17 protein-coding genes and 1 pseudogene are annotated in these 25,156 nt (G+C 44.2%); 5 read left to right on the top strand and 13 right to left on the bottom strand.

Features of this window, described 5'->3' with window-relative positions:
• Positions 1-30 precede the first annotated feature (30 nt).
• A complete protein-coding gene (locus OCV19_RS10705) occupies positions 31-1,230 on the top strand; it encodes a patatin-like phospholipase family protein (RefSeq protein WP_065676839.1) in 1,200 nt (399 codons plus the stop codon).
• 159 nt (positions 1,231-1,389) lie between these two features.
• On the opposite strand, the gene pyk is transcribed toward OCV19_RS10705, so the two are convergent.
• Positions 1,390-2,835: a pyruvate kinase gene (gene pyk, locus OCV19_RS10700; RefSeq protein WP_065676840.1), complete on the bottom strand. Its 1,446-nt coding sequence runs from the start codon at positions 2,833-2,835 to the stop codon at positions 1,390-1,392.
• Positions 2,836-3,419: 584 nt separating this feature from the next.
• Here pyk and mlc point away from each other — a divergent pair.
• Both mlc and OCV19_RS10690 read left to right on the top strand, forming a co-directional pair.
• A complete protein-coding gene (gene mlc / locus OCV19_RS10695; RefSeq protein WP_048607464.1) occupies positions 3,420-4,637 on the top strand; it encodes a sugar metabolism global transcriptional regulator Mlc in 1,218 nt (405 codons plus the stop codon).
• A 167-nt stretch (positions 4,638-4,804) separates the two neighbouring features.
• On the top strand, positions 4,805-5,746 hold the full coding sequence (locus OCV19_RS10690; RefSeq protein WP_017062139.1) for a chemotaxis protein CheV: 942 nt from the start codon (positions 4,805-4,807) through the stop codon (positions 5,744-5,746).
• 333 nt (positions 5,747-6,079) lie between these two features.
• On the opposite strand, the gene OCV19_RS10685 is transcribed toward OCV19_RS10690, so the two are convergent.
• The 4 genes from OCV19_RS10685 to OCV19_RS10670 all read right to left on the bottom strand — a co-directional run bounded on the left by OCV19_RS10685 (position 6,080) and on the right by OCV19_RS10670 (position 12,322).
• On the bottom strand, positions 6,080-9,172 hold the full coding sequence (locus tag OCV19_RS10685; RefSeq protein WP_065676841.1) for an error-prone DNA polymerase: 3,093 nt from the start codon (positions 9,170-9,172) through the stop codon (positions 6,080-6,082).
• Positions 9,173-9,245: 73 nt separating this feature from the next.
• Positions 9,246-10,715 (bottom strand): Y-family DNA polymerase, encoded by a 1,470-nt coding sequence (locus tag OCV19_RS10680; protein WP_065676842.1) that lies wholly within the window; start codon positions 10,713-10,715, stop codon positions 9,246-9,248.
• 3 nt (positions 10,716-10,718) lie between these two features.
• Positions 10,719-11,426 carry a translesion DNA synthesis-associated protein ImuA gene (gene imuA / locus OCV19_RS10675; protein ID WP_048659701.1) on the bottom strand — a complete coding sequence of 236 codons (708 nt, stop codon included), beginning with the start codon at positions 11,424-11,426 and terminating at the stop codon, positions 10,719-10,721.
• A 155-nt stretch (positions 11,427-11,581) separates the two neighbouring features.
• Positions 11,582-12,322: a YciK family oxidoreductase gene (locus tag OCV19_RS10670; protein WP_050621848.1), complete on the bottom strand. Its 741-nt coding sequence runs from the start codon at positions 12,320-12,322 to the stop codon at positions 11,582-11,584.
• 137 nt (positions 12,323-12,459) lie between these two features.
• On the opposite strand from OCV19_RS10670, the gene sohB reads away from it, so the two are divergent.
• Positions 12,460-13,527: a protease SohB gene (gene sohB, locus OCV19_RS10665; RefSeq protein WP_170926843.1), complete on the top strand. Its 1,068-nt coding sequence runs from the start codon at positions 12,460-12,462 to the stop codon at positions 13,525-13,527.
• A gap of 185 nt (positions 13,528-13,712) precedes the next feature.
• Here the strand turns inward: sohB and OCV19_RS10660 are convergent, their stop codons facing one another.
• The 3 genes from OCV19_RS10660 to OCV19_RS10650 form a co-directional block, all read right to left on the bottom strand.
• Positions 13,713-15,275 carry a SpoVR family protein gene (locus OCV19_RS10660; protein WP_065676843.1) on the bottom strand — a complete coding sequence of 521 codons (1,563 nt, stop codon included), beginning with the start codon at positions 15,273-15,275 and terminating at the stop codon, positions 13,713-13,715.
• 11 nt (positions 15,276-15,286) lie between these two features.
• Entirely contained in the window at positions 15,287-16,558 is a 1,272-nt protein-coding gene (locus tag OCV19_RS10655) for a YeaH/YhbH family protein (protein WP_065676844.1), read from the bottom strand.
• 120 nt (positions 16,559-16,678) lie between these two features.
• On the bottom strand, positions 16,679-18,613 hold the full coding sequence (locus tag OCV19_RS10650; protein WP_065676845.1) for a PrkA family serine protein kinase: 1,935 nt from the start codon (positions 18,611-18,613) through the stop codon (positions 16,679-16,681).
• Between the two features lie 396 nt (positions 18,614-19,009).
• On the opposite strand from OCV19_RS10650, the gene OCV19_RS10645 reads away from it, so the two are divergent.
• Positions 19,010-19,723 (top strand): MipA/OmpV family protein, encoded by a 714-nt coding sequence (locus tag OCV19_RS10645; protein WP_086738365.1) that lies wholly within the window; start codon positions 19,010-19,012, stop codon positions 19,721-19,723.
• Positions 19,724-19,867: 144 nt separating this feature from the next.
• Here the strand turns inward: OCV19_RS10645 and OCV19_RS10640 are convergent, their stop codons facing one another.
• From OCV19_RS10640 to OCV19_RS10620, 5 genes and pseudogenes are all read right to left on the bottom strand, one after another.
• Positions 19,868-20,437, bottom strand: a complete 570-nt coding sequence (locus tag OCV19_RS10640; RefSeq protein WP_065676847.1) for an outer membrane beta-barrel protein — start codon at positions 20,435-20,437, stop codon at positions 19,868-19,870.
• 161 nt (positions 20,438-20,598) lie between these two features.
• Positions 20,599-21,868 (bottom strand): annotated as a pseudogene (locus OCV19_RS10635) (IS4 family transposase).
• Between the two features lie 517 nt (positions 21,869-22,385).
• A complete protein-coding gene (locus OCV19_RS10630; protein WP_017066932.1) occupies positions 22,386-22,886 on the bottom strand; it encodes a YfbU family protein in 501 nt (166 codons plus the stop codon).
• A 220-nt stretch (positions 22,887-23,106) separates the two neighbouring features.
• Complete coding sequence (gene pflA / locus OCV19_RS10625; protein WP_010437353.1) at positions 23,107-23,847, bottom strand: pyruvate formate lyase 1-activating protein; 741 nt, start codon at positions 23,845-23,847, stop codon at positions 23,107-23,109.
• 164 nt (positions 23,848-24,011) lie between these two features.
• Entirely contained in the window at positions 24,012-25,013 is a 1,002-nt protein-coding gene (locus tag OCV19_RS10620; RefSeq protein ID WP_065677222.1) for a lipid A deacylase LpxR family protein, read from the bottom strand.
• Positions 25,014-25,156: the final 143 nt, after the last annotated feature.

The raw sequence follows: 25,156 nt of genomic DNA, 5'->3' as shown, positions 1-25,156 counted from the left end.
GCGAGGCTGAGTTTTTATACTCAGGGAATAATGAATAGTGGGATTATAACCAATATTGATACAGCAATAGACTTGGATTACTACGCTAAGTTTATTGCTGGAAAAACAGCACTGGTCGCTCAAGGTGGCGGACAGAGAAGTATTTTTACTTCTGGAGTGCTGGATGCCTTTCTTCTCTCAAATTTTGACCCCTTCGACGAGTTTTTTGGTACCTCGGCAGGTGCTCTAAACTTATGTGCTTATCTGTGCCGCGATAAAGGCCTTGGCCGTTCTTTTGTTCTCGACCTGACAACCTCACCAGAGTTCTTCAATCTCTTTTCCTATATACGACACAGGAAGAACCTAGGATTAGAGTGGGCGCTAGAACAAATTATGGCTTACCCATATAAGCTCGATCTGGATTTAGGGCGACAAACGCTAGGCGATCGCCACTTCTATGCGGCTGTAACGGATTCCAAAGATTTACGAGACCACTACTTCCCATTATTGGGCGAAGATTGGTACAAGGTGATGATTGCGACCTGCGCCATTCCTCGTTTGTACAATGATGAAGTCTTTATTGGTGACAGTGCTTATGTGGACGGTGGTGTATCAGCATGTATCCCGGTTCAGGAAGCGTGGCGAAGACAAGCTCGTTCTATTGTGGTGATTCGTACTGAGCCTGTGGTGGAGGAAGGTAATACCCATTTGGTTGAAGCACCAGTCAAAGCGCCCAAACCAATCTCTGCCGAAGAACTGGAGTGGTTCCGCGAATCTTTCGACAGTGTTCAAGGTCATTGGCAACAGAAAGTGGAACAGTGGAAAACCGACTGGACCTCTTTCTTCCAACAACAAATTATGCGCTCAAAAGAGCAGAAGCGTGACCGTGGGCATTTAGACCTGCTGAACGGTGGTCGCTGGCTATTTGGTGCAGATGATATTTATCGCTTAAGTCATTTAATCGGGGATAAGTTTGATTCAGGCTTGGCTGACATGCTGATGGTGCATTATCAGACCTACTCATTGACTCAGGATTTTTTGAATTCGCCACCAGACGACGCGTTTGTGGTTCAGATAGCGCCAAGTCAGCCGCTAAAATCGAGTTCATTAATGAGCGACAAAGAAGACCTGTTGCACGATTACGAAATGGGCTTAGAAGCCGGTTACCGATTTGTAGAAACCTACACCTCAACGGAAAACGCGCGCAATTCTCATATGCCACAGTTAGCCACCATTGCTGCTGGCAAGTAATTCTCGAAGTTGATGAGCTAGCATACTGTGAGCTCGTTATGCTGTTTAAGCAGATTGTAGTGAATCGTGTTCTGAAATGAAAAAGGGTTATTGAACTTGGTTCGATAACCCTTTTAAGCTTTTGAAATTAGGAAAATCGTTTCGCCTTAAGGTCAAATATTAGGTGACAGGCAAGATTCTCATACAGTTGGTTGACCCTGCTACATCCATAATGTCGCCTTGAGTGACGATCACTAGGTCGCCAAATTTAAGGTGTCCTTTCTCTTTCAGGCAAGTGAGTGTAGATAGTGCAATGTCAAAGCTGTCTTCGGCTTCTGTCTCGAAGTAGATAGGCGTCACACCTCGGTATAAGGTACAGCGATTAAGCGTTCCTTCGTTACGAGACAGCGCGTAGATAGGCATGTCAGCACTTAGGCGAGACATCATCAGTGCAGTGCGGCCTGATTCGGTGAGAGTGACAACGCCTTTAATGCCTTCCATATGGTTTGCGGAGTAGATGGTCGCCATCGAAACGGTTTCTTCTGCCGTCACAAAGGTACGGTCAATACGGTAGTTCGATTGGTTAATACCCGCCATCTTTTCAGCACCGATACACACTTCGGCCATCGATTTCACTGTCTCGACTGGGTAAGCACCCGCAGCGGTTTCACCAGACAGCATCACAGCATCGGTGCCATCGAGTACGGCGTTGGCAACGTCCATGACTTCGGCACGGGTTGGCATTGGCGCAGAAATCATTGATTCCATCATCTGAGTTGCGGTGATGACAGTTCGGTTAAGCGCTCTAGCACGGCGTATAAGCTGTTTTTGTACTCCGACCAACTCAGGGTCGCCAATTTCCACTCCGAGGTCACCACGAGCCACCATGACGACATCTGAAGCCATTATGATGTCATCCATGTTCTCAACAGTAGCGACTGTCTCTGCTCGCTCCACTTTTGCGACGAGGTGAGCTTCTAAGCCTGCTTCTCGTGCGAGCTGACGAGCATAGTGCATGTCTTCCCCATTACGTGGGAAAGACACCGCTAGGTAATCCACTTTGATTTGTGCGGCGGTGACGATGTCGCGCTTGTCTTTTTCTGTTAGTGCTTCTGCGGAAAGGCCACCACCTTTTTTGTTGATGCCTTTGTTATTTGAGAGTGGGCCGCCAATGATGACTTCGGTATGAACGCGACAGCCTTCTACTTTGGTGACTTTGAGTTGAACACGACCATCGTCAAGCAACAGGATATCGCCGGCGGATACGTCGTTAGGCAGTTCTTTGTAATCAAGGCCAACGGCTTCTTGATTGCCTTCGCCTAAACCTAGGCTGCTATCGAGAGTGAATAGGTCGCCTACGGCAAGTTGGATTTTTCCATCTTTGAATGTCGACACACGAATCTTGGGACCTTGTAAGTCTCCGAGAATGGCGATTTGAGTGCCGTGTCTTTTGGCTATTGCTCTGACTTTTTCTGCGCGTTGTATATGGTCGTCGCTGGTGCCGTGAGAGAAGTTCATACGAACGATATTGGCACCGGCTTTGATGATCTCTTCAAGCACGTTACCTTTATCAGTAGAAGGGCCTAGCGTTGTGACGATTTTCGTTTTTCTTAATTCGGCTGTCATGAATACTCCTAGAGTGAGGCCAAGTAATCTTTTAAAAGACTAGGGCGTGTTGATCTTTCGAGCTGATTTTTGCAGCGAGTTGCTGGGTATTTATACAAGGCAGAGGCTTTGATGTGTAGCTAGCCTACATGAGAAGCCGATAACGTAGTAGAAATGACCAGCAAACGCTGCCCGAAGGGTTCGGCTAAAAGCGTTTTACTCTTTGTTGAGGGAGATTTGCTTAGAATGACTAGGCTACTTCCCCCTCGCCGCGATTAAAACGCTTTTATCTCGAACAAAATTTAACCACGAAAGGTCAACGCGCCTTAATTAAGTATATGCATTAATTGATAATTTATTGGGAGCTAGGAGGATATTTCTTGATTTGCCTTTAATTATTGAATTCAGGGCTCAAACGCGATGTTTTATTCTGAAAATTAAGTCGCAAATTATCGATGTGGGTGTTAATTTTCCTCGAACTATTTGACTCGATACACAAAGATTCATGTATATACGTGATACTGGTCACGGCGATATACCAAGTGACTTCACAATTACTTCGCAAAGTAAAAAAATTACCTCGTTGATGATTTCTGGAGCGTAAAATGTACATGGCTCAACCGGGCCATATTGATCATATCAAACAGGTCAATGCTGGTCGTGTATATAAACTAATTGACCTTAAAGGTCCTATTTCTCGTATCGATCTGTCCAAGCAAAGTGAGTTGGCTCCGGCGAGTATTACTAAAATTACCCGTGAACTCATTGAAGCTCACCTTATTCACGAAACGACGGTTCAAGAAGCCACGACTCGTGGGCGTCCTGCTGTCGGTCTGCAAACCAATAACGAAGGTTGGCAGTTTCTGTCGATGCGTCTTGGTCGTGGATACTTGACGATCGCGCTCCATGAATTGGGCGGGGATGTGCTTATCGATACCAAGATTGATATCCATGAACGCGATCAAGATGATGTGCTTGCGCGTCTTCTCCATGAAATCGATGAGTTCTTCCAAACCTATGCCGAGCAACTCGACAGGGTGACGAGTATCGCTATCACACTGCCAGGTCTGGTTAATTCAGAGCAAGGTATTGTGTTGCAGATGCCGCACTACAACGTTGAAAACTTAGCGTTGGGGCCGGAGATCTACAAAGAAACCGGTCTACCAGTTTTTATTGCCAATGATACCCGAGCGTGGGCGTTAGCAGAGAAGCTGTTTGGTAACTCACAAGACAACGACAACTCTGTTCTTATCTCGATTCACCACGGTTTAGGTGCCGGGATCATTCTTGACGGTCGCGTTCTGCAAGGGCGTCACGGTAACATCGGTGAGTTGGGGCATATCCAGATCGATAAGGAAGGCAAGCTTTGTCACTGTGGAAATCGAGGCTGTTTAGAAACGGTGGCGAGTTCTCAGGCAATCCGTGAGCAAGTCAAAGAGCGATTGGCAAATGGTGAAGAATCAACGCTAACGGTGTTTGAAGACGTCACTATTGAACAGATCTGTGCTGCCGCTGCGGATGGAGATCCGCTGGCTGTCGAAGTGATTGAACAGTTAGGCCGTTACCTAGGCTCTGCGATTGCGATTGTGATTAACCTGTTCAACCCAGAGAAAATCTTGGTGGGTGGTGTTATCAATCAGGCGAAGAGCGTGTTATACCCGGCGATTCAAAAGTGTATCGAAGAGCAGAGTCTATCGGTTTACCATAAAGACTTAGAGCTGGTGGAATCTCGTTTTTATAAGCAGGCAACCATGCCAGGTGCTGCTCTCATCAAGCAGGCTTTATATGATGGTCAACTGCTAATGAAAGTTATTGAAGGCTAACTCTTTTTCTCTTCTTTAAGCCTTACCCCGAACCTTTCCATGTACTTAAGCTTTGTATAACATCATTTGTTGTACTTAGTTTAAGCATTCTGTGCATTGGCGCTTTGCTTTAACCTATTGAAGTAGGCTATTGTAGCCACAGTTATTATTTGTCACTAAGGTGTTGTATGTCTGGCGTTTTAAATTCGGTTGATCAGAGAACCAAACTGGTCGGTGAAAACCGTCTGGAACTCTTGTTATTCAGCTTAAATAGTCGTCAACTATTTGCGATTAACGTATTTAAAGTGAAAGAAGTCCTCAAAGTGCCAGTACTCACTCGCTTACCGGGCTCTCATCATCATATTACGGGTGTTGCGTCTTTACGTGGTGAATCGGTGCCTGTTATCGATTTACGCAGTGCCATTGGCTTTCCGCCATCTCGTGCGGAGTCTCAAGAGAGCAACCTGATTATTACGGAATACAACCGAACCGTACAAGGTTTCTTGGTTGGGCAAGTTCGTAATATCGTGAACACGACATGGACAGAAATCCAGCCGCCGCCAAAGACAACAGGCCGTGCAAACTACCTAACCGCTATTACGCATATTCAAGAAGAAGAGCAGCACAAGATCGTTGAGATCATCGATGTTGAGAAAGTGTTGGCTGAGATCATTGATTACGATGTCTCGATCTCTGAAGGCGTTTTAGATGAACAATTAGCTCAGGAGATGATAGGACGCAATGTGCTTATCGTTGATGACTCTTCAACAGCGCGTAACCAGATCAAAGGCACCTTGTCGCAGTTGGGTTTGAACATTATTGAGTGTTGTGATGGCTTAGAAGCACTGACCTTACTTAAGGGCTGGTGTGATGAAGGCAAAGACATCAATCAAGAAATATTGTTGATGATCACCGATGCTGAAATGCCTGAAATGGACGGCTACAAGCTGACACACGAAGTACGTACTGACCCAAGAATGCATGACCTATTCATTACGCTAAATACTTCATTAAGTGGAAGTTTTAATGAAGCTATGGTTGAGAAAGTAGGGTGTAACCGCTTTATTTCTAAGTTCCAGCCAGACCTCTTGGTTGAAGTGACTCAAGAGCGAATGCGTCAGATTTTATAATTAACGCTGCTGTACGGTTTGTTTTGAGTGACCTTATAGAAAGCGTTTGCTAATATTCACGCAGCATATTTTTCTTAACGAAATATGCTCAACTACTAGCGTAACTTTTCACACACAATTTAAGGTAGTTCCTCTTAATGATATGGTTAACGTCTAAAGTCGTTATGACTTTGAGCTTATTACTGTATAGGGAATTTAAGAAAAGACGTACGGAAGCTGAAGTTGAGTCATAACTCAACAACTGGAATTGAAGGGAAGCGGATGCTTCCCTTTTTCGTTTTTCTTTCTCTCGTTTCTTTAGCCAATGATCGATTGAGAACAGTTGGTACTTCGTTAATGAAAATCCCGAGATTTGGTTTTCAAGCCAACAATTTCATCGGTAATATCGATAAGTTTTCCTGCGATAACATGAACGACTTCTCCTTCTTTTTCTAATATCCCTTGTACCTTTAACGCCTTGGCTGTGAGATAAGCTTGCTGTTGAGCGCGCGCGGTTGCTCCCCATACCACGACATTAATATTACCAGTACTATCCTCTAGTGTGACAAAGGTGACACCTGCCGCGGTTCCGGGAGATTGTTTGCCTGTGACTAATCCGACAACGGTGACCATAGATTTGTGTCTTTGTTGTATTAAATCTTTCATGTGTGTGAATCGGCCTAATCGTCCCGCTTCTTCGAGCAAAGTGATTGGATGTTTGTTCAATGAAATTCCGACACTGGTGAAGTCTTCGAGTAGATCTTGCATCTCATTGGGCTTGTGCAGTGCATGTTCGTCATGTCCTGCCTCTGCATAGTCATAGGCTTGGCTAAACAGAGGTAGATCAGACGCCGAGTCCATGATCGCCCAGCGAGTCTGGAAGCGGTCTCCAGAAACGTTATGTAGCGCATTGGCCGATGCCAGTAGCTCGATATCTTTCTTATTCATCGATAACTGTTTCACTTGACTAGGGTGGCGATAACCGGATTGTGGGCGATTGGCGAGCACGCTTTGAATTCCATGCTCGCTGAATCCTTTGATTTGTCGCAGCCCTAAGCGAATCGCTAAACCATTCTGATGAGAGACAACCGTGTGGTCGTTTTGAGAAGCGTTCACGCATACCGGAAGTATCACCACATTATGTCGTTGTGCGTCTTGTACCAACTGTGAGGGGCTATAAAAGCCCATGGGTTGGCTATTCAACAGAGAAGCGTAGAAACATTCAGGGTAGTAGCACTTCAACCAAGCTGAGCAATACGCTAACACCGCAAACGAAGCCGAGTGGCTTTCAGGAAAACCGTACTCGCCAAAGCCGCATATCTGTTTAAAGATCTGCTCAGCAAACTCTGTCTCATAGCCGCGCTTTTGCATTCCCTCGATAAGTTTGTTTTTAAACTTAAAGACGTTGCCATTTTTCTTCCAAGCGGCCATCGCGCGTCTGAGTTGATCCGCTTCTCCGCCTGTGAAGCCTGCGGCCACCATCGCGAGTTTGATCACTTGCTCTTGGAATATCGGTACACCCAAGGTGCGCGACAGTACTGATTCCACGTCTTTAGATGGATAACTGATTGGCTCAATGCCATCTCGACGCTTGAGAAACGGATGCACCATATCGCCCTGAATAGGGCCTGGACGAACGATAGCGATTTGAATCACCAAGTCGTAATAAGTCTTCGGTTTAAGCCTTGGCAGCATGCTCATTTGTGCGCGTGACTCAATTTGGAATATCCCGACTGTGTCTGCTCGTTGAATCATGCCGTAAACCTGAGGATCATCCTTAAGGCGAGTGATCTCAGCAATGGTCAGTGATCGCCCGTGAATACGTTTGATCAGGTCGAAACATTTACGAATCGCAGAGAGCATACCAAGCGCGAGCACATCAACTTTCAGCAAGCCTAAGGTTTCAAGATCATCCTTATCCCATTGAATAATGGTTCGCTCGTGCATTGCGGCATTCTCGACGGGAACCAGTTCATATAAAGGCCCTGAAGATATGACAAAGCCACCAACGTGTTGAGATAGGTGACGTGGAAAGCCGATGATCTCATTCACCAAGTGGATAAATTGTTGCCCCTTCAAAGAATCAGGTTGCAGCCCCAATTGAGTTAACTGAGCCTGCCAACCTAGGCTTTTGTCCCTGCGATTGGTGTTCTTGATGAAGTAGTCGAGCTGAGTTTCTTGTAGCCCTAATGCTTTACCGACATCTCTTACCGCACTTTTAAAGCGATAAGAGATCACAGTTGCAGCAAGCGCAGCCCTTTCTCTACCGTATTTTTGGTAGATGTATTGGATAACTTCTTCACGGCGTTCGTGTTCAAAATCGACATCAATATCAGGCGGCTCATCGCGCTCTTTACTGATGAAACGTTCAAATAGCACCGAGATCTGCCTTGGGTCGACAGAGGTGATTTCTAGACAGTAACAGACCACTGAATTAGCCGCTGAACCTCGATCTTGGTAAAGAATGCCTTGGCTTTTGGCAAACATGACGATGTCGTGAATGGTGAGAAAGAAGAAAGGGTAGTCAAGCTCGCTAATCAGCCCCAGTTCTTTTTCTATGATCTGTTGGATGTCGTTAGGTACACCTTGTGGGAAGCGAGCCCGTTTTCCCATTTCGACCAACATGCGCAGATAACTCATGGGTGTCTCACCTTGAGGAATCAGTTCACTGGGATATTCGTATCGCAAGCTATCTAAATTAAATTCACACAACTCAGCGATGCGGTTGCTCTCTTCTAGCCACTCAGTTTTGAAGATATGAGAGAGCTTATTGATACTCCGTAAACAACGTTCTGCATTAGCGAGTAAGTGACTGCCCACTTCGGTAATTGGCTTTTGATATTGAATCGCAGTAAGTGAGTGCTGCAAGGGTAAGCGATTCGCGTTGTGCATCAGTACACCACCACAAGCTGTTATTGGCAGTTGATGATGTTGTGACAGCTCAACGCAGTAATCTGTGTACTGCTGGTCGGTTTGTTTTAGGTGTCGTTGTAAGCCAATCCACAACCGACCTGAATGATGCTGGGAGAGCCATTGCCCCCAGTGTGCGTCTTCATTTTTCTGTTGAGGAAGCCAAAGAATAAAGCAGTGCTTAGCCGACATGATGTCCCACTCAGAGAGCTGATAATGTCCCTTGCTGCTACGACGTCTCGCGTTAGTAATAATACGGCACAACTCTGCATAGGCTTGTCTGTTTGGGCATATCAAGATCACTTGGCACTCTTCATTTAACCAAAACATGCTCCCGACAATTTGCTTGAGCGACAGTTTATGTTGCTTGATTGCAGAGTGAACCTTAACGATGCCCGCGATTGAGCACTCATCAGTAACAGCGAGTGCTTTGTAACGTAAGAAGTCGGCCTGTAAAACCAGCTCTTCCGCATGCGAAGCTCCCTCTAGAAAGGAGTAATTACTTTGACAGAAAAGCTCTGAGTATTGCTGAGACATAAAGTAATCTCACTTAACCATTGCGAGTGAACATGATTGAAAAGGGACGCTGAAATTGAATCAGTAGAACAGACTAGCTAAATAAGCCGTGCAAAAACCACTGTTTATCTGGTGTTCTAAAGACCCATAGCCACCGACCGTTTTCACTGTGAGCAATAAAGTAGTCACGAATGATCTTCTCTCCATCCCACCAGCCAGACACAATGCGTTCAGGGCCTTGAGATAAGGTGACGCTTTCGGTTAAGGCTTCGGGCTCTGGCAGTAAAATACTGGGCCTGAGTCGTTGTTGATTGACGTTGAGAGCTACGGTTTGTTGCTCGATCCCTGGGGGAGCTTGCCTCTTTGCCACAGATTTACTCATTGTTGGGAGCGAATACTGATTGGCCTTTTCTGGCCTTGGGTCGTGCTGTATTTTCGGTGTTTGAATGCAGGCTTGTCCAAGCTTTGCTTGCAGTAGTGAGAGCAAATCTAACGCGGCAAGTGTTCCGGTATTACCATCAAAAAGATCATGGTAGGCCATTTGCGGTTCTCCATGACGAATCAAGCTGAGAGTTAGCCCCTGAACCGGTGCTGTGAGCTTTAGTGACTCTAAGGTGAGATGAGTCAGGTTCGCCCATTTTTCAGCAAGGTAGTCACCTTGTGCCGAATAAAAAGAGACAGGGTGATCGTCTTTATCTCTTAGGTGTAAAGTCAGCGTTAACTCGAAAGCCACTCGGTCGCGTAGCTTCAAAAAACACTCGAGTTGATTCAGTAATTTCAGCAACGGCTTTTCGATAAATAGGATGTTTTCAATATCAAACAACAGCTCCAAATATTGCTGGAAATTCTCTGGTGGGTGATAGAAATCAATCGGGTGCTTGAACTGGCCGTTAAGGCGGCCGACATAATTCACCAGGTCGATATCAAAGCGACGCGCGACCTCTTGTAAAGGCAGCTTTAATAGATCTTCAACGATATTGATACCGACACGGTTCAGGCGCTCCACTTGCTTGGTCGGTAGCTCGCTGGAATTCAATGCTTGTTGGTTAACCCAAGCTTTCATCTGCTCAACATTGTTTGTTGCTTGGTTGATCGCTTGCTTACCCAAAAGGATCGCAGAAAGCGGCGAATAACCCGTAGCGAAGCTGAACTGGATATTTAGCGTTTCTAAGTGGCTTTTGAGTTCATGCCAGTAGTTATCTAGCCCGTCGTAAAGTGACAGCATGTTAGAGGCTTTAATTAGCAAGCCATTAGGTGGCAATAATGTCATGTCGGAAGTGACTAGATACGCCCATTGAGCGATCTCTTTGAGCTTACTTTTCTCCAGTTCAATACTGTAAGGGTGGACGTGTAAATTGTGACACAGCGCCGCCGCAGAACCTAAGCCCATACCAAGCGAAATTCCCGATTGTAGCGCAGCTGGATTAGCTTGCAGGACACGATGATCTTTTTCATCCACGATGATAATAGGTTGTTCGCGTGAGTCTTCGCTCGAACCCAATTCATTAGAGTTAAACAAGGTATCCAGCTGCAGAGATGGAAAGTGAATATAAAGCCACAACATACGCTAGCCTTGCTTCGCAATAGGAAAAGCCAGCACAGTGTTACCAGACAAAGCGCGGTCTGAATTGTCTTCATAAACGACTTTCTCTGTGAGTAACGGCCAGTTGTGTGTCATGTCTAGAATAAAGCTGCCATATGACCAACTGCCTTTTCTTTTTGTTACCTCTACCTTCAATCCTTGGGCGTGAGAAGACAGCTTCATGCTCAAAGAAACGGGTAGGGATAGTTGATTATGGCTGGTGGCTTTAAAGTGAAACTGCAGGCACTTACCAGTTTCACTGGCTGCTTGTAAGCGCTTGGTTTGGTGGATTTCTAGATCGGCTCCCCATAGCAATACAGAGTGACAAGCGCCGCTTTTGAGGCACTGCTCAGCCGCCCACAACGCATCGAGTTCGCGTTGCGGCTGGATAATGAGAATGTTCTCTAATTCAATGCCTTGGCTGCTAAAAAACTCGGCACAAATCTTCCCTGGCGGGTTAATGAATATGGCCAGTTTTTGCGAGTTTTTCTGAGCTAAATAGGGCGTAAGAAGGCGAAGTTCACCGATCCCTTGCTGTGATTCAACTTCAATAACGCCGTGTGTCGGAAAGCCACCATCAAGCTGTTTATCCAATTGCGGATAGCCTGTAGAAGTGGTACTTCCTAGCGTTGTTGATTGTAGCCCTTTCCAGATTAGCTGGCGGTCTTGTAAGTTTTTTATTAGTTCATGCATAATTAAACACCTGTATATTTATACAGTATATTTAACAATGAAAAAGATGCAAAGCAAAATGATGAAAATCAGGTGAACTAAATATTAGATGGTTGATTTAGATACAAAAAAAGCCGCTATGGAAGCGACTTTTTACTATTGGTTAATGATATCAGTTACTTAGGTTGAGCATCGATACATTGACCATTAATGTCTGTCACACTTGGGTTCATTAAGTGTAGGTACAGTGGGATGATGTCGAGTGGCGTTTTTAGCTTATTCGCATCTTCTCCTGGGTACGCTTTTGCACGCATGCGTGTTTGAGTGCCGCCCGGGTTGATTGCGTTAACACGGATGTTCGTGTCTTCAAGCTCGTCTGCTAGGATTTGCATCATACCTTCGGTAGCAAACTTAGAAATCGCGTAAGTGCCCCAGAATGCACGGCCTGAGTGACCAACCGTTGAAGAGGTAAATACGATGCGACCTGCTTCTGCTTTTTTAAGTGCAGGCAGTAATGCTTGAGTCATCAAGAACTCAGATTTCACATTGATCTGCATAACATCATCAAAGGTTTCTTCATCAATCTGCTCAAATGGACTCAGAGTGCCGAGAACACCAGCATTATGAAGTAGACCGTCTAAACGGCCGAACTGTGATTCAATGGTTTCAGCCATATCAACGTAGTTCTGCTTTGTCGCACCTTTTAAATCCAATGGGATAATCGCAGGTTGTGGGTAACCAGCGCTTTCGATTTCATCGTAAATGAATTCAAGGTTTTTAACATTGCGGCCTAACAGAATGACAGTTGCACCATGTTGAGCGAAGCTTAGTGCTGCTTGGCGACCAATGCCAGCACCGGCACCTGTAACCAAAATTACTTTATCTTTGAGGGCATCTGTAGAGATTGGGTAATCCACTGTGCTTATCCTTCTTTCTTTTATTATGTTCGTCATTCCATTGATGTTTAATCACACAGATAACCGCAGGAATGATGAGAAATTCTTGGTAATCGTGACAAGATGGTTACAATACACTAATTCATACAATAGGGGATATGACATTGGAATTTTTGTTGGACTACGGCTTGTTTTTAGCCAAGATTGCGACCGTTGTAATCGCCATCATCGCAATTTTAGTGATTGCTAAATCTGTGGGTGGGAAATCAAGCGCGATTAAAGGTGAGCTGGAAATCACGAACCTATCTGAACATCATAAACAGACGATTGAACAACTAGAGCACCATCTACATGATGATGCTTTCATCAAAGCCCGTGATAAAGCAGAAAAGAAAGCGGAAAAAGAGAAAGTAAAATCACGCGGTAAAGAAGTGAAGAAAGCAGCGAAAGAGGGTGAGCTTGATAGTAAGCGTGAACCACATCTATTCGTTCTTGATTTTAACGGCAGCATTGATGCGAAAGAAGTGGCTTCATTACGTGAAGAGGTAACGGCGGTTCTGGCTGTGGCTCGTGAAGGTGATGAAGTATTGCTAAAACTTGAGTCTGGCGGTGGCATGGTTCACGGCTATGGTTTGGCGTCTTCTCAACTTGATCGTATCAAAACGGCAGGTTTGCCTCTGACTATCTCGGTAGACAAAGTCGCCGCAAGTGGCGGTTACATGATGGCATGTATCGCAGACAAAATTGTATCTGCACCGTTTGCTATTGTTGGTTCTATTGGTGTTATCGCTCAACTGCCAAACTTCAACAAACTGCTTAAAAAGCATGATATTGAGTTCGAACAGTTAACGGCGGGTGAGTACAAACGCACGCTTACTATGTTTGGTGAGAATAACGATAAAGCACGCGAGAAGTTTAAAGAAGAGCTAGAAGAGACACATGGCCTATTCAAAGACTTCATTCGTGACCATCGTCCTGCGTTAGATCTTGAAAAAGTAGCAACGGGTGAGCATTGGTTTGGTACACAAGCACATGAACTTGGGCTGGTGGATGAGATCTGCACTTCTGATGACTTAGTCGTAGCGGCATGTAAGGACAAAACGGTTCTAGCGATTCATTACGTACAGAAGAAAAAGCTTTCAGACAAACTAGCGGGCGTGGCAGGTAAATCTGCAGACAGCGTGCTGATGAAATTGATTGAACGCGGCCAAAAGCCGATTGTTTAAGCTTATTGAGTTCTAGTTCTAGGTTTAGTGCCTTACGTTCATTTGCAGACGTTTGAGCCTTAAAAAGAAAGCGCATAAGTCATCAGACTTATGCGCTTTTTTATTGCTCCACTTCCGAGCGGGTGACCACTATGTTGTAGGGGGAGCGGAGTTTTATACCAAACACTAACTTACTGTGATTGATATTAAATCTTGGCTCCATAATCATTACGTTTTGGACAAGTAGTCAAAATCTCTCTATGACCCGTATCTTTGAGCTCTTCCAAAATCACATCAAAGCCCCACAAGCGATAAAGATGCTTCATCACTTCGTCGTAGCCTTTATCAAGCGGGATGCGGTCGTGAGGCACATATTGCAGTGTCATTGAGCGGTCACCACGAATATCGACATTAAACACCTGAATGTTTGGTTCAAGGTTACTTAGGTTGTATTGCGCCGCAAGCTTCTCACGAATCAGGTGATAGCCCGGATCGTCGTGAATAGCACTTATCTCAATGGTATTTTTTCGGTCGTCGTCGAGCACAGAGAACAGCTTAAAGTCTCGAATGATTTTTGGTGAAAGGTATTGGCTGATAAAGCTTTCATCTTTGAAATTGTGCATGGCAAAGTGCACCGCCTCTAACCAATCACTTCCGGCTAACTCAGGGAACCATTCTTTGTCTTCATCGGTTGGTTCTTCACAGATACGTCGAATGTCTCTAAACATTGCAAAGCCAAGCGCATAAGGGTTTATCCCACTGAAATAAGGGCTGTTGTAGGCGGGTTGTGCGACCACGCTGGTGTGGCTGTGTAGGAATTCTAAGATGAACTTATCACTCACCAAGCCTTCGTCGTAAAGATGGTTAAGAATGGTGTAATGCCAGAAGGTTGCCCAGCCTTCGTTCATTACTTGAGTTTGTTTCTGAGGATAGAAGTATTGACTTACCTTGCGAACAATACGAACACACTCTCGTTGCCAAGGTTCAAGCAGTGGGGCGTTCTTTTCAATAAAGTAGAGAATGTTTTCTTGAGGCTCGCTAGGGAAGCGGATCTTGGTCTCCTCTTCCTTACTTTTATTTTGAGGAACGGTTCGCCACAGCTCATTCACTTGAGATTGCAGATAAGCTTCGCGTTCTTCTTGTCTTGCTGTCTCTTCTGCAATGGAAATCTTCTCAGGGCGTTTGTATCGGTCTACGCCGTAATTCATCAGTGCGTGACAAGAATCAAGGAGCTGCTCGACTTCAGCAACACCATATTTCTCTTCACAACCACTGATGTACTTCTTAGCGAACAACAAGTAATCGATGATGGAACTGGCATCGGTCCATGTTTGGAACAGGTAGTTGCCTTTAAAGAAAGAGTTGTGACCATAACAAGCGTGAGCCATTACCAGCGCCTGCATTGTGACTGTGTTCTCTTCCATCAGATAAGCGATACAAGGATCGGAGTTGATCACGATTTCGTATGCCAAGCCCATTTGGCCATGCTTGTAGTTTTGCTCGGTTTGAATGAATTTCTTACCAAATGACCAGTGGTTGTAATTTATCGGCATACCAATGCTCGAGTAGGCATCCATCATCTGTTCTGAAGTAATCACTTCAATCTGGTTTGGGTAAGTGTCTAAACGGTAATGCTGCGCCACACGCTTAATTTCTACGTGGTATTTCTCCAAGAGGTTGAATGTCCAATCTGGACCATCAGGCAGCATCTTGTCGTTTTTCTTCTTTGCAGCTTTGTCTTTCTCTGCAACGTTTGATTTCGCTGTCATGGCAAACTCCCTTACGCTGTCTCTTTCTGGAACAATTCTCTAAACACAGGAAAAATATCATCCACCGTTTTAATGTTTTTCATGGCGAAGTTGTCAAAGCTACTCTCGAGTTTTTCGTATTCGTGCCAAAGCGTTTGATGAGAGCGGCGTGTTATTTCGATGTAAGAGTAATATTGGCAAGTTGGCAGAAGCGTATTAACCAGTAACTCTTTACAACGAGGAGAGTCATCAGCCCAGTTATCGCCATCAGAGGCTTGTGCTGCATAGATGTTCCACTCATTCGCAGGGTAGCGGTCTGCGACAATTTCCTTCATCAGTTTCAATGCACTCGAAACAATGGTGCCACCCGTTTCTTGTGAGTAGAAAAACTCATGTTCATCGACTTCTTTAGCCTGAGTATGGTGACGAATAAACACAACATCGACGTTTTCGTAGGTGCGGTTTAGGAACAGGTAAAGCAGCACGTAGAAGCGTTTTGCGATGTCTTTGGTAGCTTGGTCCATTGAGCCGGACACATCCATCAAGCAGAACATTACCGCTTGGCTAGATGGAATAGGGCGCTTCTCATAGTTTTTAAAACGTAAGTCGAAGGTATCAATGAATGGCACGTTTTCAATTTTTTTGCGTAGCTCGGCAATCTCTTCTTTTAAGCGACTTTCTTCGAAGGGTTGTGCCGGTTCCGTCATTTTAACTTGGTCAAGTTGCTCCATCAGTAGGTTAAGCTCGCGCTTTTTACCTGCTGTCATCGCGGTTCTACGAGCTAGAGATTGCTGCAGTGAACGAACAATAGCTATGTTGGATGGAATCCCCGCACTTTGGTAACCAGAGCGGTGGGTTTTCCATTCGGTGATTTTGTTGACCTGATTTTTCTCTAGATTAGGCAGAGCTAAATCTTCAAAGAGAATATCAAGATACTCATCTTTTGAAATTTGGAAGGTAAATTCATCTTGGCCTTCGCCATCAGGGCTTGCATCGCCTTGGCCAGAACCACCACCTTGACCGCCACCTTTAGGGCGCTCAATTTTGTCGCCAGTGATGAACTGATCATTACCAGGGTGAACACGTTCTCTTACGCCGCCTTGACCTTGGTGAAAGCTTGGCTCTTTGATGTCTTTATGAGGAATAGTAACGTCTTCACCAGTTTCAGTATTGGTGATTGAACGTCGGTTGACTGCATCGGCCACAGATTCTTTGATTTGCTCTTTATGGCGTCGTAAGAATCGCTGTCTATTTACAGCACTCTTATTCTTGCCATTGAGCCTCCGATCGATAAATTGTGCCATAAGAACTCCCTCTCAGCTGATGTCACGATCCTACTTTTTATTAGTGTATAAGAGTTATTAGGATATAAGAGTTATTGGTTTGTACGAGCTGCTCACGTGAGCAGCTCAATACAGTTTGGTTTATGAGGATTTACGAACTCTTAGATACCACTCAGATAGCAGTCTAACTTGTTTCTCGGTGTAGCCTTTTTCCATCATACGAGCAACGAAGTCGTCGTGTTTTTTCTGATCATCCGTTGAGGTCTTAGCATTGAACGAAATAACAGGAAGCAGCTCTTCTGTGTTAGAGAACATTTTCTTCTCAATCACAGTGCGCAGTTTCTCGTAGCTTGTCCAAACTGGGTTTTGACCGTTATTGTTTGCTTTGGCACGAAGCACAAAGTTCACAATCTCATTTCGGAAGTCTTTAGGGTTACTGATACCTGCTGTTTTTTCGATTTTCTCGAGTTCACCATTTAGAGAAGCACGGTCAAATAGCTGGCCTGTTTCTGGATCGCGGTACTCTTGGTCTTGAATCCAGAAATCAGCATAGGTTACGTAACGGTCGAAGATATTCTGTCCGTACTCAGAGTAAGACTCTAGGTAAGCGGTCTGAATTTCTTTACCAATGAACTCTACGTAGCGTGGCACTAGGTATCCTTTCAAGAACTCTAGGTACTTCTCAGCGGTCTCTTGAGGGAATTGCTCTCGTTCGATTTGCTGCTCAATCACGTAGAAAAGATGCACTGGGTTTGCGGCCACTTCGGCTTGGTCGAAGTTGAATACTCGAGACAGAATCTTAAAGGCGAAACGCGTTGATAGCCCAGACATTCCTTCGTCAACACCAGCATAATCTCGGTACTCTTGGTAGCTCTTCGCTTTTGGATCGGTGTCTTTTAGAGTCTCACCATCGTAAACCCGCATTTTTGAGAACAGAGACGAGTTCTCAGGCTCTTTCAGTCTAGATAAGATACTGAATTGCGATAGCAGATCGAGTGTGCTTGGCGAACAAGGGGCTTTGGATAGCTCACTGTGCTCAAGCAGTTTTTGGTAGATCTTAACTTCTTCAGAGACGCGTAGACAGTAAGGGACTTTTACAATGTACACACGGTCGAGGAAGGCTTCGTTGTTTTTGTTGTTACGGAAGGTCTGCCACTCGGATTCGTTCGAGTGAGCCAGAATCATGCCGTCAAATGGCAGTGCAGAAAGCCCTTCGGTACCGTTGAAGTTACCTTCTTGTGTGGCCGTTAGTAGTGGGTGTAATACCTTGATTGGCGCTTTAAACATCTCCACGAATTCCATAACACCTTGGTTAGCTTTACATAGCGCACCAGAGTAGCTGTAGGCATCAGGATCATCTTGAGAGAAGTGCTCAAGTTTACGAATATCTACTTTACCAACAAGAGATGAGATATCTTGGTTGTTTTCATCACCAGGCTCTGTTTTCGCGATCGCAACTTGATCGAGGATAGAAGGGCGCAGTTTGATGACTTTGAATTTGGAAATATCACCGCCAAAATCGTGCAGTCGTTTCGCTGCCCACGGAGACATAATTGAGCGAAGATAGCGTTTCTCAATACCGTATTCGTTCTTCAATAAGTCGCCGTCTTCGTTTACATCGAATAGACAAAATGGGTGATCGTTTACTGGGCTTCGTTCGCCGTCAGCAGACAATACATAGATTGGTAATTTCTGCATCAGGGCTTTGAGTTTTTCAGCAAGAGATGATTTACCACCGCCCACAGGGCCAAGTAAGTAAAGGATTTGTTTACGTTCTTCTAAACCTTGCGCAGCATGTTTTAAGTAAGAAACAATCTGTTCAATCGCATCTTCCATACCGTAGAAATCTTTAAATTCGCTGTAGCGTGAGATGACACGGTTAGAGAAAATACGACTTAGTTGAGGGTCTTGAGCAGTGTCAATGACCTCCGGTTCGCCAATGGCTAGTAGTAAGCGCTCGGCAGCATTCGCGTAAGCACTTTTATCGTCTTTACACAGCGCTAAGAACTCTTGCAATGTCAGCTCTTCTTCCTTGGCTGCTTCATAACGTGATTGATAGTGGTCAAAAATACTCATAGTCACATTCCCCTTGTTAACCAGTTAAAACTGACGAGCGATTGAAAAATAGGCTCTCCCTACATTTTAAGGTTAGACCCGCTTCCACAATTTTGCTTAACAATTATGTATTTATTTACAATTTTGCGTGTGAAAAACGTAGCGAGCGCAATAGGCAACTTGAGGCGTGTAGAATCAAATTATTTTACATTCGAGCAGATCTAGCCGTTTGTTTTGTGATTTTAGGTCGCTTAATAATTCGCACACTGGATTTATGTGTATTAAATGTATAACTGAGCTCTATTGATTATTTGGAACGAAGTGCCATATAATGCGCGGCGTTATCAGAAATCGCTTAAAAAATAGGTAGAAACAGTGAAGAGTCTTTGGTTAAAAATCGCCATTGTTGGAACAACAATGTTCATGGCGACCGCTACGCACGCAAAAATATCACAATGGTCATTGGGTGTGGCTGCTTCTTATTCTCCTGCGGTGTACAAAGACACGCCGTCAAATCGCGCAGTCATTCCTATGATTGGTTACGAAGGCGAACACTTTTTCATGCGTGGATTTAGCGCAGGCTATCGTTTGTTACCAGCCGGCTCACCTCAGAATATTGTGTTTCGAGCGGTTTATGATCCAAGAACATTAAAGCCAGGTGACTCAGACAATGTGGACATTCAAAAACTAGATGAACGTAAAGCTTCGGTATTAGGTGGCGTTAGCTATCAAGTGATTACGCTGGTGGGTATGTTTGAAGCAACAGCGGGCTCCGACTTAGGTTTTAGGCATAACGGTATTTACGCTGAAGCGGCTTGGCGCCTACCTATTCGCCGCAATGGCTGGGCGCTTACGCCTTCGATTGGTTACGCTTACAACAGTGAACGCTTGAATAACCACTTGTACGGTGTGAGTTCAGCGGAAGCTGCAAGAACGAATCTAAACGAATTCGATGCTGACTGGGATGGCCAATACTTTATTGGTTTAGGTGGTTACTTACATGTAACGCCGAATGTTCGAGTAACTGGTGGCGTTCGTTACACCAACCTAGAGGGCGATATCGAGAACAGTCCAATCTTAGAAAGCGGCATTAATATGGCGGCAAACGTCGGTGTTGCTTACGTTTTCTAGTTAAAAAGAAGAAAACATAAAAGGGTTACTCGTGATGAGTAGCCCTTTTATTTATGCGAAGTACAGAGCGGTTAACGTCAAGACACCAAAAATCGTAATTACGATGATCTGTTCAACGACTGTAAAACTTTTCTACTTAATACCTTAGAAAGTGAAACCGGCTTGTAGGCCAAAAGTCTCCTCATTGATTAGGCTTATGCTACCGGAGTTGAAGTCGTAGAAATCGAAACCAACACGAGCCATAAACTTCGAGTTACCAAACATTGGTTGTATAGACTTAAACTCAGCACCGATGCCGTAAGTTGCGCCCCATTCGCTATTTGAATGTTTATTATTCACTGACCAATCTTTGTTAGTAATTGTTGATTTAACATTTACGTTTGAGTAAGCAAGACCAACTTTTCCGTAGATAGCAAAAGACTCATCGAAGCTATATTTATACATTGGAGCTAAAGACATTTTGAAGTGTTTGAAATTGTCTTTGTACTTAGTTAGGTCACCGTGTACATCCGATGTAACCATTTTGCTGTCGGAATCTATGTAATTCATTGTTGATTCAATATGAAAATGGGTATCAAGAATTTGTGAGCCAGCAGTGAATTGTAGACCTCCGTCATCTCGGTTAATGCCAACGCCCCCAAGTACGTACATGTCGTTAGCTGCGAAAGATGAAGTCGACAGAATAGCTAGTGATGCAAGGATGAATTTTCTCATTTTTATCGCTCTGGTTAATAAATTTCGGTGAGCATTCTAGCGATTTCTTTCAAATAAAAAACACCGTTCAAAATGGATGTGGCGATTTTTAATTTGTATTAAAAGCTCCAAAGTAAAATTAATAAAGATGAATGATCTAATGGGTTATCATAGACTGAACCTTAAGCATTAAGACCAGCATAAATCCCGTCTAACGTGATGTTTTTCTTTGACTTCCTCTGGGCGGACTTTTGTGCGTTCTTAAATATATAGCTAGAGGCCCATTCCAGTTTATTACCTATTTCTGACCATGCCTTGTGGCTGATACATTCAAATATGGGCAACAGCCACACATCCACATTTTTTGCCGCCTTAAACAGCGAGACCGATGGCATTATCTGAAGCGCAGTACTGCGCCTGATGATCAGCGAGAGTAAACTGGCCCAGATAAGCCCATCAACGATGGCCTTTTGTGCGGTGACAAATCGTTGCCAGTTTGTGTGAGATTTTAATTCTTTAAAAAGCAACTCCACCTGCCATCGACAGCGGTAGATCGCCATTATGTCATCAGCAGTATAGGTACCTGAAGGCAAGTTAGTTAACCAAATACAGAATCGCTTTTCTTCTGCAAACCAACGTCTTACCACTCTAAATTCTTGCTTACCACTACGAACTTTAAGGTCGAGTACCTGTGAGCGATTAGTACCTCGAGTGATGTCTTTGAGCTTCTTTCCTTCTAGTTTAGATAAATGCCGGCCCTGACCGTTTCTCGCTTCTATAACATGAGGATTCAGGGACTTTGCTCCTCGAAAAATATAGAAACCACCATACAGTTCAAGCTCAGTAAAGAATTGGAAGTCAGGGTACCCTGCGTCAGCCAACAACAATTTGTTACTCATTGTTTTGGGGGGCGGGCAAAAAGTCTCTTTCTGATGCTGTATCAGCGCTGATGCTCATTGCGACTGGAGAAAAGCTTTTTTAAAGACATTGTCATATGGCATTCAACTGCGGCTGGATTGCGTTTAAATCGGCTCGGGTAAACGTTCGAAAGGTCACGATGAATGTGGAAAGAGCTACCATCTTGAAGCAGCACATCATCAAAGGTGGCGAGTTTATCTGGTAGGTTGGCACTCTGCTGGCGAGCAAACTGAGCTATCGCTCGCATGGCCAATTGGCGCATGAATATCGGAAATTCTTCTTTCTTAACTGGTTATGGTAGGGCTTATAAGCCACAGTATCTTTAGCGCTTAAGCACATCCCATTGAATTGCCTTAGTAAATCGGCAATAGATGAGCAGTTTCCTTTGCTCAAAGCGGCCACTAGGCTTACTACTAGCTGGTCGGGTAAGATAGCCCGACATCGCTTCATAAGTCCTGTACTTTTCGCCATTTTTTGAAGGCTATCAGCATTAAAGAATTGCTTAAACTGCTTTTGTAGGGAGATAATCGTCATCGGCTTCACGGTTGATATGGGTGGTTTGTTTGGCGACGATTATCTGATCATAAATGAAGCCTTTTTTCTATCTAAATAAATAGCTTAGAGCTTAAGATCCTGTCTATGAATGGGTTATAGATCCTTGATTTACGTTTGTTGGTCAATGGACGATATCAGAGAAATTAATGGGAAACGGTTCAATGTTTAATATCTTATCGTCATGTTTTATTTCAATTTTCTGTACGTAAAGCCCACTTCATATCCATATCGTTTCATTATTCCCGTTTTTTGTTGGTGATCACTCACTAGCTCTAGGCGTAGATAACATAATGACGTGCCCTTAGGTACAAACAAGCCCACTTCTCAAAGTGGACTCTCTACATGCGGCGTCAAATACTCGATTAACTGATGGAATCATTTGTGTTTCTAGTTGCTTGTTTTCTTTCTTTATATTCAGACATTAAAAAGGGTTACTCGTGATGAGTAACCCTTTTTGAAATTTTTTAAGCCAAGCTAAGGCTTATCTTTTCATGCATTAAGCACTAAAGATTTGAGATAGCTCTGTCGCACATAGGTGGTACTGGCGAGGGCAGTTGCGCCATGTTGTTAACATGCGACGGTACTTCTCTAGCATTGGCATTTGGCTATTGAAGTGGTGATCTGCTTTGTCGAATTGAGGGTAAAGACCTTCAGAATCAACAAGGAAACGCACGTAATGTACGATCTGCGCTTCAGAAGCGATATCAAAACCTAAGAACTGCAGGCGACGTTGGTCTACTTCAGCACGTTCTTGTTCTGCAAGCATTTTGTTCGATTCTTGCATTGCATGGTACATCTCCATGATGTCGATAATTTCGCGACATTCTGCTTCAGTCAAACAACCAAACTCTTTGTTAAGCTCACGCATTTGGAGTTCGTAACCACGTTCTACAATCGTTTGTAGACGTTGGTATTTAGCGGAGTTCTCAGGATCCATTTGAGACATTAGGTAGTATTGATTTGATAGAATTAGACGCTGAGCATTGGTCATTTCCATGGGAGGAGCCTCACTAAAAAACTAAATGTTGTATTTTTTGTTGCAGTAAGAGTAACAGCATTCCTACGAGTGGAAACATGATCTCAACACGGATTTAATATGATTTTTTGAATTGATAAACAAAAGTTGTAAAGAAAAGTGAAAGGATTGGTATAACCATAAAAGAAAACGCCCCAATCGAAATTGAGGCGTTTGAAAACACTATGAACGTAAGTCTAGATTAGTATTTTACGTTTGAATGGTACTGGCTTAGAACAGCAACAATCTCGTCCATTTTCTCTTTGCTTGGCGGGTTTGTACCTTCAAGAGGGTAATCAAAACCAAGCGCTTCCCACTTATGTGCACCAAGCTTATGGTATGGAAGCAGTTCTACTTTCTCGATGTTATCCATGTCTTTGATGAATTCACCTAGCAGATGAGCATCTTCAGGCGTGTCCGTGTAGCCAGGGACAATCACATAACGAATCCAGGTTTTCTTACCAATTTTGTGCAAGTAGCGTGCGAAATCAAGAGTACGTCTGTTTGATACACCAATGAAATCGTGGTGAATCTCATCTCGCATGTGCTTAAGATCGAGCATCACTAGATCAGAGGCTTCTAGTACTTCATCAACCACTTCAGTGTGCTTACGAATGTAGCCATTAGTATCAAGGCAAGTGTGGATACCTTCAGCTTGAGCTGCGCGGAAAAAGTCACGAACAAACTCAGGTTGTAGCATCGCTTCACCACCAGAACAGGTGATACCACCGCCCGACGCTTTCATGAAATGACGGTATGATTTTGCTTCGTTGATGATCTCTTCGACCGTTACTTCCTTTCCGTCATGAAGATCCCATGTATCACGGTTATGACAGTACATACAACGCATTAAGCAGCCTTGAAGAAACACAATAAAGCGGATACCAGGGCCATCGACAGTACCACAAGATTCGAATGAGTGAATGCGACCAGTTGTAGACATGAGCTATTCTCGTAGAGGAATTTATACCGTTTATTTTATTACAAAAACGGTACATAAAATAGGGTCAAATGGTAACGAGACCTTTAAAAATAAAGGCAACCACCTGTGAAGATGATTGCCTTTATTAAACTTGAAAAGTAAAGGACGAAAGCCCTTACTGGTGGCTAGAAGAAAGCAAACATTGTGATACCGCCAGTGGTGTACACTGACTCTTTTGCTTCTTCGTAATCCGATGTTTTTGCTGTTAATGCGAAAGAGGCACCAACGTATTGGTTATACCAAGCGACACCAAGCACAGCAGTCGCTTGAATGTTCTCTAAAGTCACATCGTATATAGCAGGGTCTTCGTTGTTTTTATTAGCGTACTCATCAACACCTGAGCGATCGCCTTCGATAGTCAGGTCGTTGAATCGGTAGCGACCTTCAAGGCCTGCATAGGTAAACCAACCAGCGTTTGATGCGCCGATCATGCCCGGTTTGAATGGGTTTTCTGTGGTGATGTTAGCTGCACCAAAGTTACCGCCTAAGTCCGTACCCCAACGGAACATGAAGCCAGTCGAGATATCACTTCTAAAGTTACCCACGTTGATTTCTGAAACGTTAGAGATTTCGTAGTCAGTATTCGCAAGAGCTTGATTACGCATTAGGTTGAAATGGCTTAGGTAACCAACGCTTCCCGCCCACTCATCATCGACTTGGTATTCCCAACCCATCGGCTCATCCGACTTAGTGATCGAGTGAACCAGCTTCTGAGCGTCTTCTGAAAGTGCACGTTCGCCCGTAGTACCAAACGTGATATTAAAACGCTGGGCTTGCTGTGGGTTTAAGCTGATGTAGTTGAATTCAGTGTGTAGGTAACCTGCGTATGGGCGATCATTAGCCGATGGCGTTTCTAACTCAATGTCAGAAGGCGTATACATCTTGTGGCCAATGGTGATTTCCCACTTATCTAGAGAGCTTGCGCCCCAGTAAGAAAGACTCAGTGGTTTTGCCCAGTTGTATGGCGTAATACTTGATGATGTGTAACCCAGAAATAAGCCGTTGGTATAGTCTTGGTCGACACCAAAAATACCATCATTATCTAAAGCAAAAGTCAGCGTAGAACGCTCAGAGGCTAAAGATGAGAAAGAGAGAAGAATCAGGGGTAAACAACGCAGGTATTTCATGGAGCAGTTACTCTTAAATTATGAACCGCGATATTACCGTAATTTGACAGAATTTGTGGAAAAAAAGTGAATGGCAGGGTGCTTTTTTGCTCAACCTAACATTTCGCGGGATAGGTGAGTGCAGTGCGATTTACTTCAGATAT

The organism is Vibrio celticus, from assembly GCF_024347335.1.
GTDB lineage: Bacteria > Pseudomonadota > Gammaproteobacteria > Enterobacterales > Vibrionaceae > Vibrio > Vibrio celticus.
This window is presented reverse-complemented; position numbering and strand designations above follow the sequence as displayed.

Excerpts from the sequence above, each read along its gene's own strand:
- OCV19_RS10705 (WP_065676839.1), top strand. The coding sequence starts at position 31 with ATGAATAGTGGGATTATAACCAATATTGATACAGCAATAGACTTGGAT.
- pyk (WP_065676840.1), bottom strand. The coding sequence starts at position 2,835 with ATGACAGCCGAATTAAGAAAAACGAAAATCGTCACAACGCTAGGCCCT.
- mlc (WP_048607464.1), top strand. The coding sequence starts at position 3,420 with ATGTACATGGCTCAACCGGGCCATATTGATCATATCAAACAGGTCAAT.
- OCV19_RS10690 (WP_017062139.1), top strand. The coding sequence starts at position 4,805 with ATGTCTGGCGTTTTAAATTCGGTTGATCAGAGAACCAAACTGGTCGGT.
- OCV19_RS10685 (WP_065676841.1), bottom strand. The coding sequence starts at position 9,172 with ATGTCTCAGCAATACTCAGAGCTTTTCTGTCAAAGTAATTACTCCTTT.
- OCV19_RS10680 (WP_065676842.1), bottom strand. The coding sequence starts at position 10,715 with ATGTTGTGGCTTTATATTCACTTTCCATCTCTGCAGCTGGATACCTTG.
- imuA (WP_048659701.1), bottom strand. The coding sequence starts at position 11,426 with ATGCATGAACTAATAAAAAACTTACAAGACCGCCAGCTAATCTGGAAA.
- sohB (WP_170926843.1), top strand. The coding sequence starts at position 12,460 with ATGACATTGGAATTTTTGTTGGACTACGGCTTGTTTTTAGCCAAGATT.
- OCV19_RS10660 (WP_065676843.1), bottom strand. The coding sequence starts at position 15,275 with ATGACAGCGAAATCAAACGTTGCAGAGAAAGACAAAGCTGCAAAGAAG.
- OCV19_RS10655 (WP_065676844.1), bottom strand. The coding sequence starts at position 16,558 with ATGGCACAATTTATCGATCGGAGGCTCAATGGCAAGAATAAGAGTGCT.
- OCV19_RS10650 (WP_065676845.1), bottom strand. The coding sequence starts at position 18,613 with ATGAGTATTTTTGACCACTATCAATCACGTTATGAAGCAGCCAAGGAA.
- OCV19_RS10645 (WP_086738365.1), top strand. The coding sequence starts at position 19,010 with ATGTTCATGGCGACCGCTACGCACGCAAAAATATCACAATGGTCATTG.
- OCV19_RS10640 (WP_065676847.1), bottom strand. The coding sequence starts at position 20,437 with ATGAGAAAATTCATCCTTGCATCACTAGCTATTCTGTCGACTTCATCT.
- OCV19_RS10630 (WP_017066932.1), bottom strand. The coding sequence starts at position 22,886 with ATGGAAATGACCAATGCTCAGCGTCTAATTCTATCAAATCAATACTAC.
- pflA (WP_010437353.1), bottom strand. The coding sequence starts at position 23,847 with ATGTCTACAACTGGTCGCATTCACTCATTCGAATCTTGTGGTACTGTC.
- OCV19_RS10620 (WP_065677222.1), bottom strand. The coding sequence starts at position 25,013 with ATGAAATACCTGCGTTGTTTACCCCTGATTCTTCTCTCTTTCTCATCT.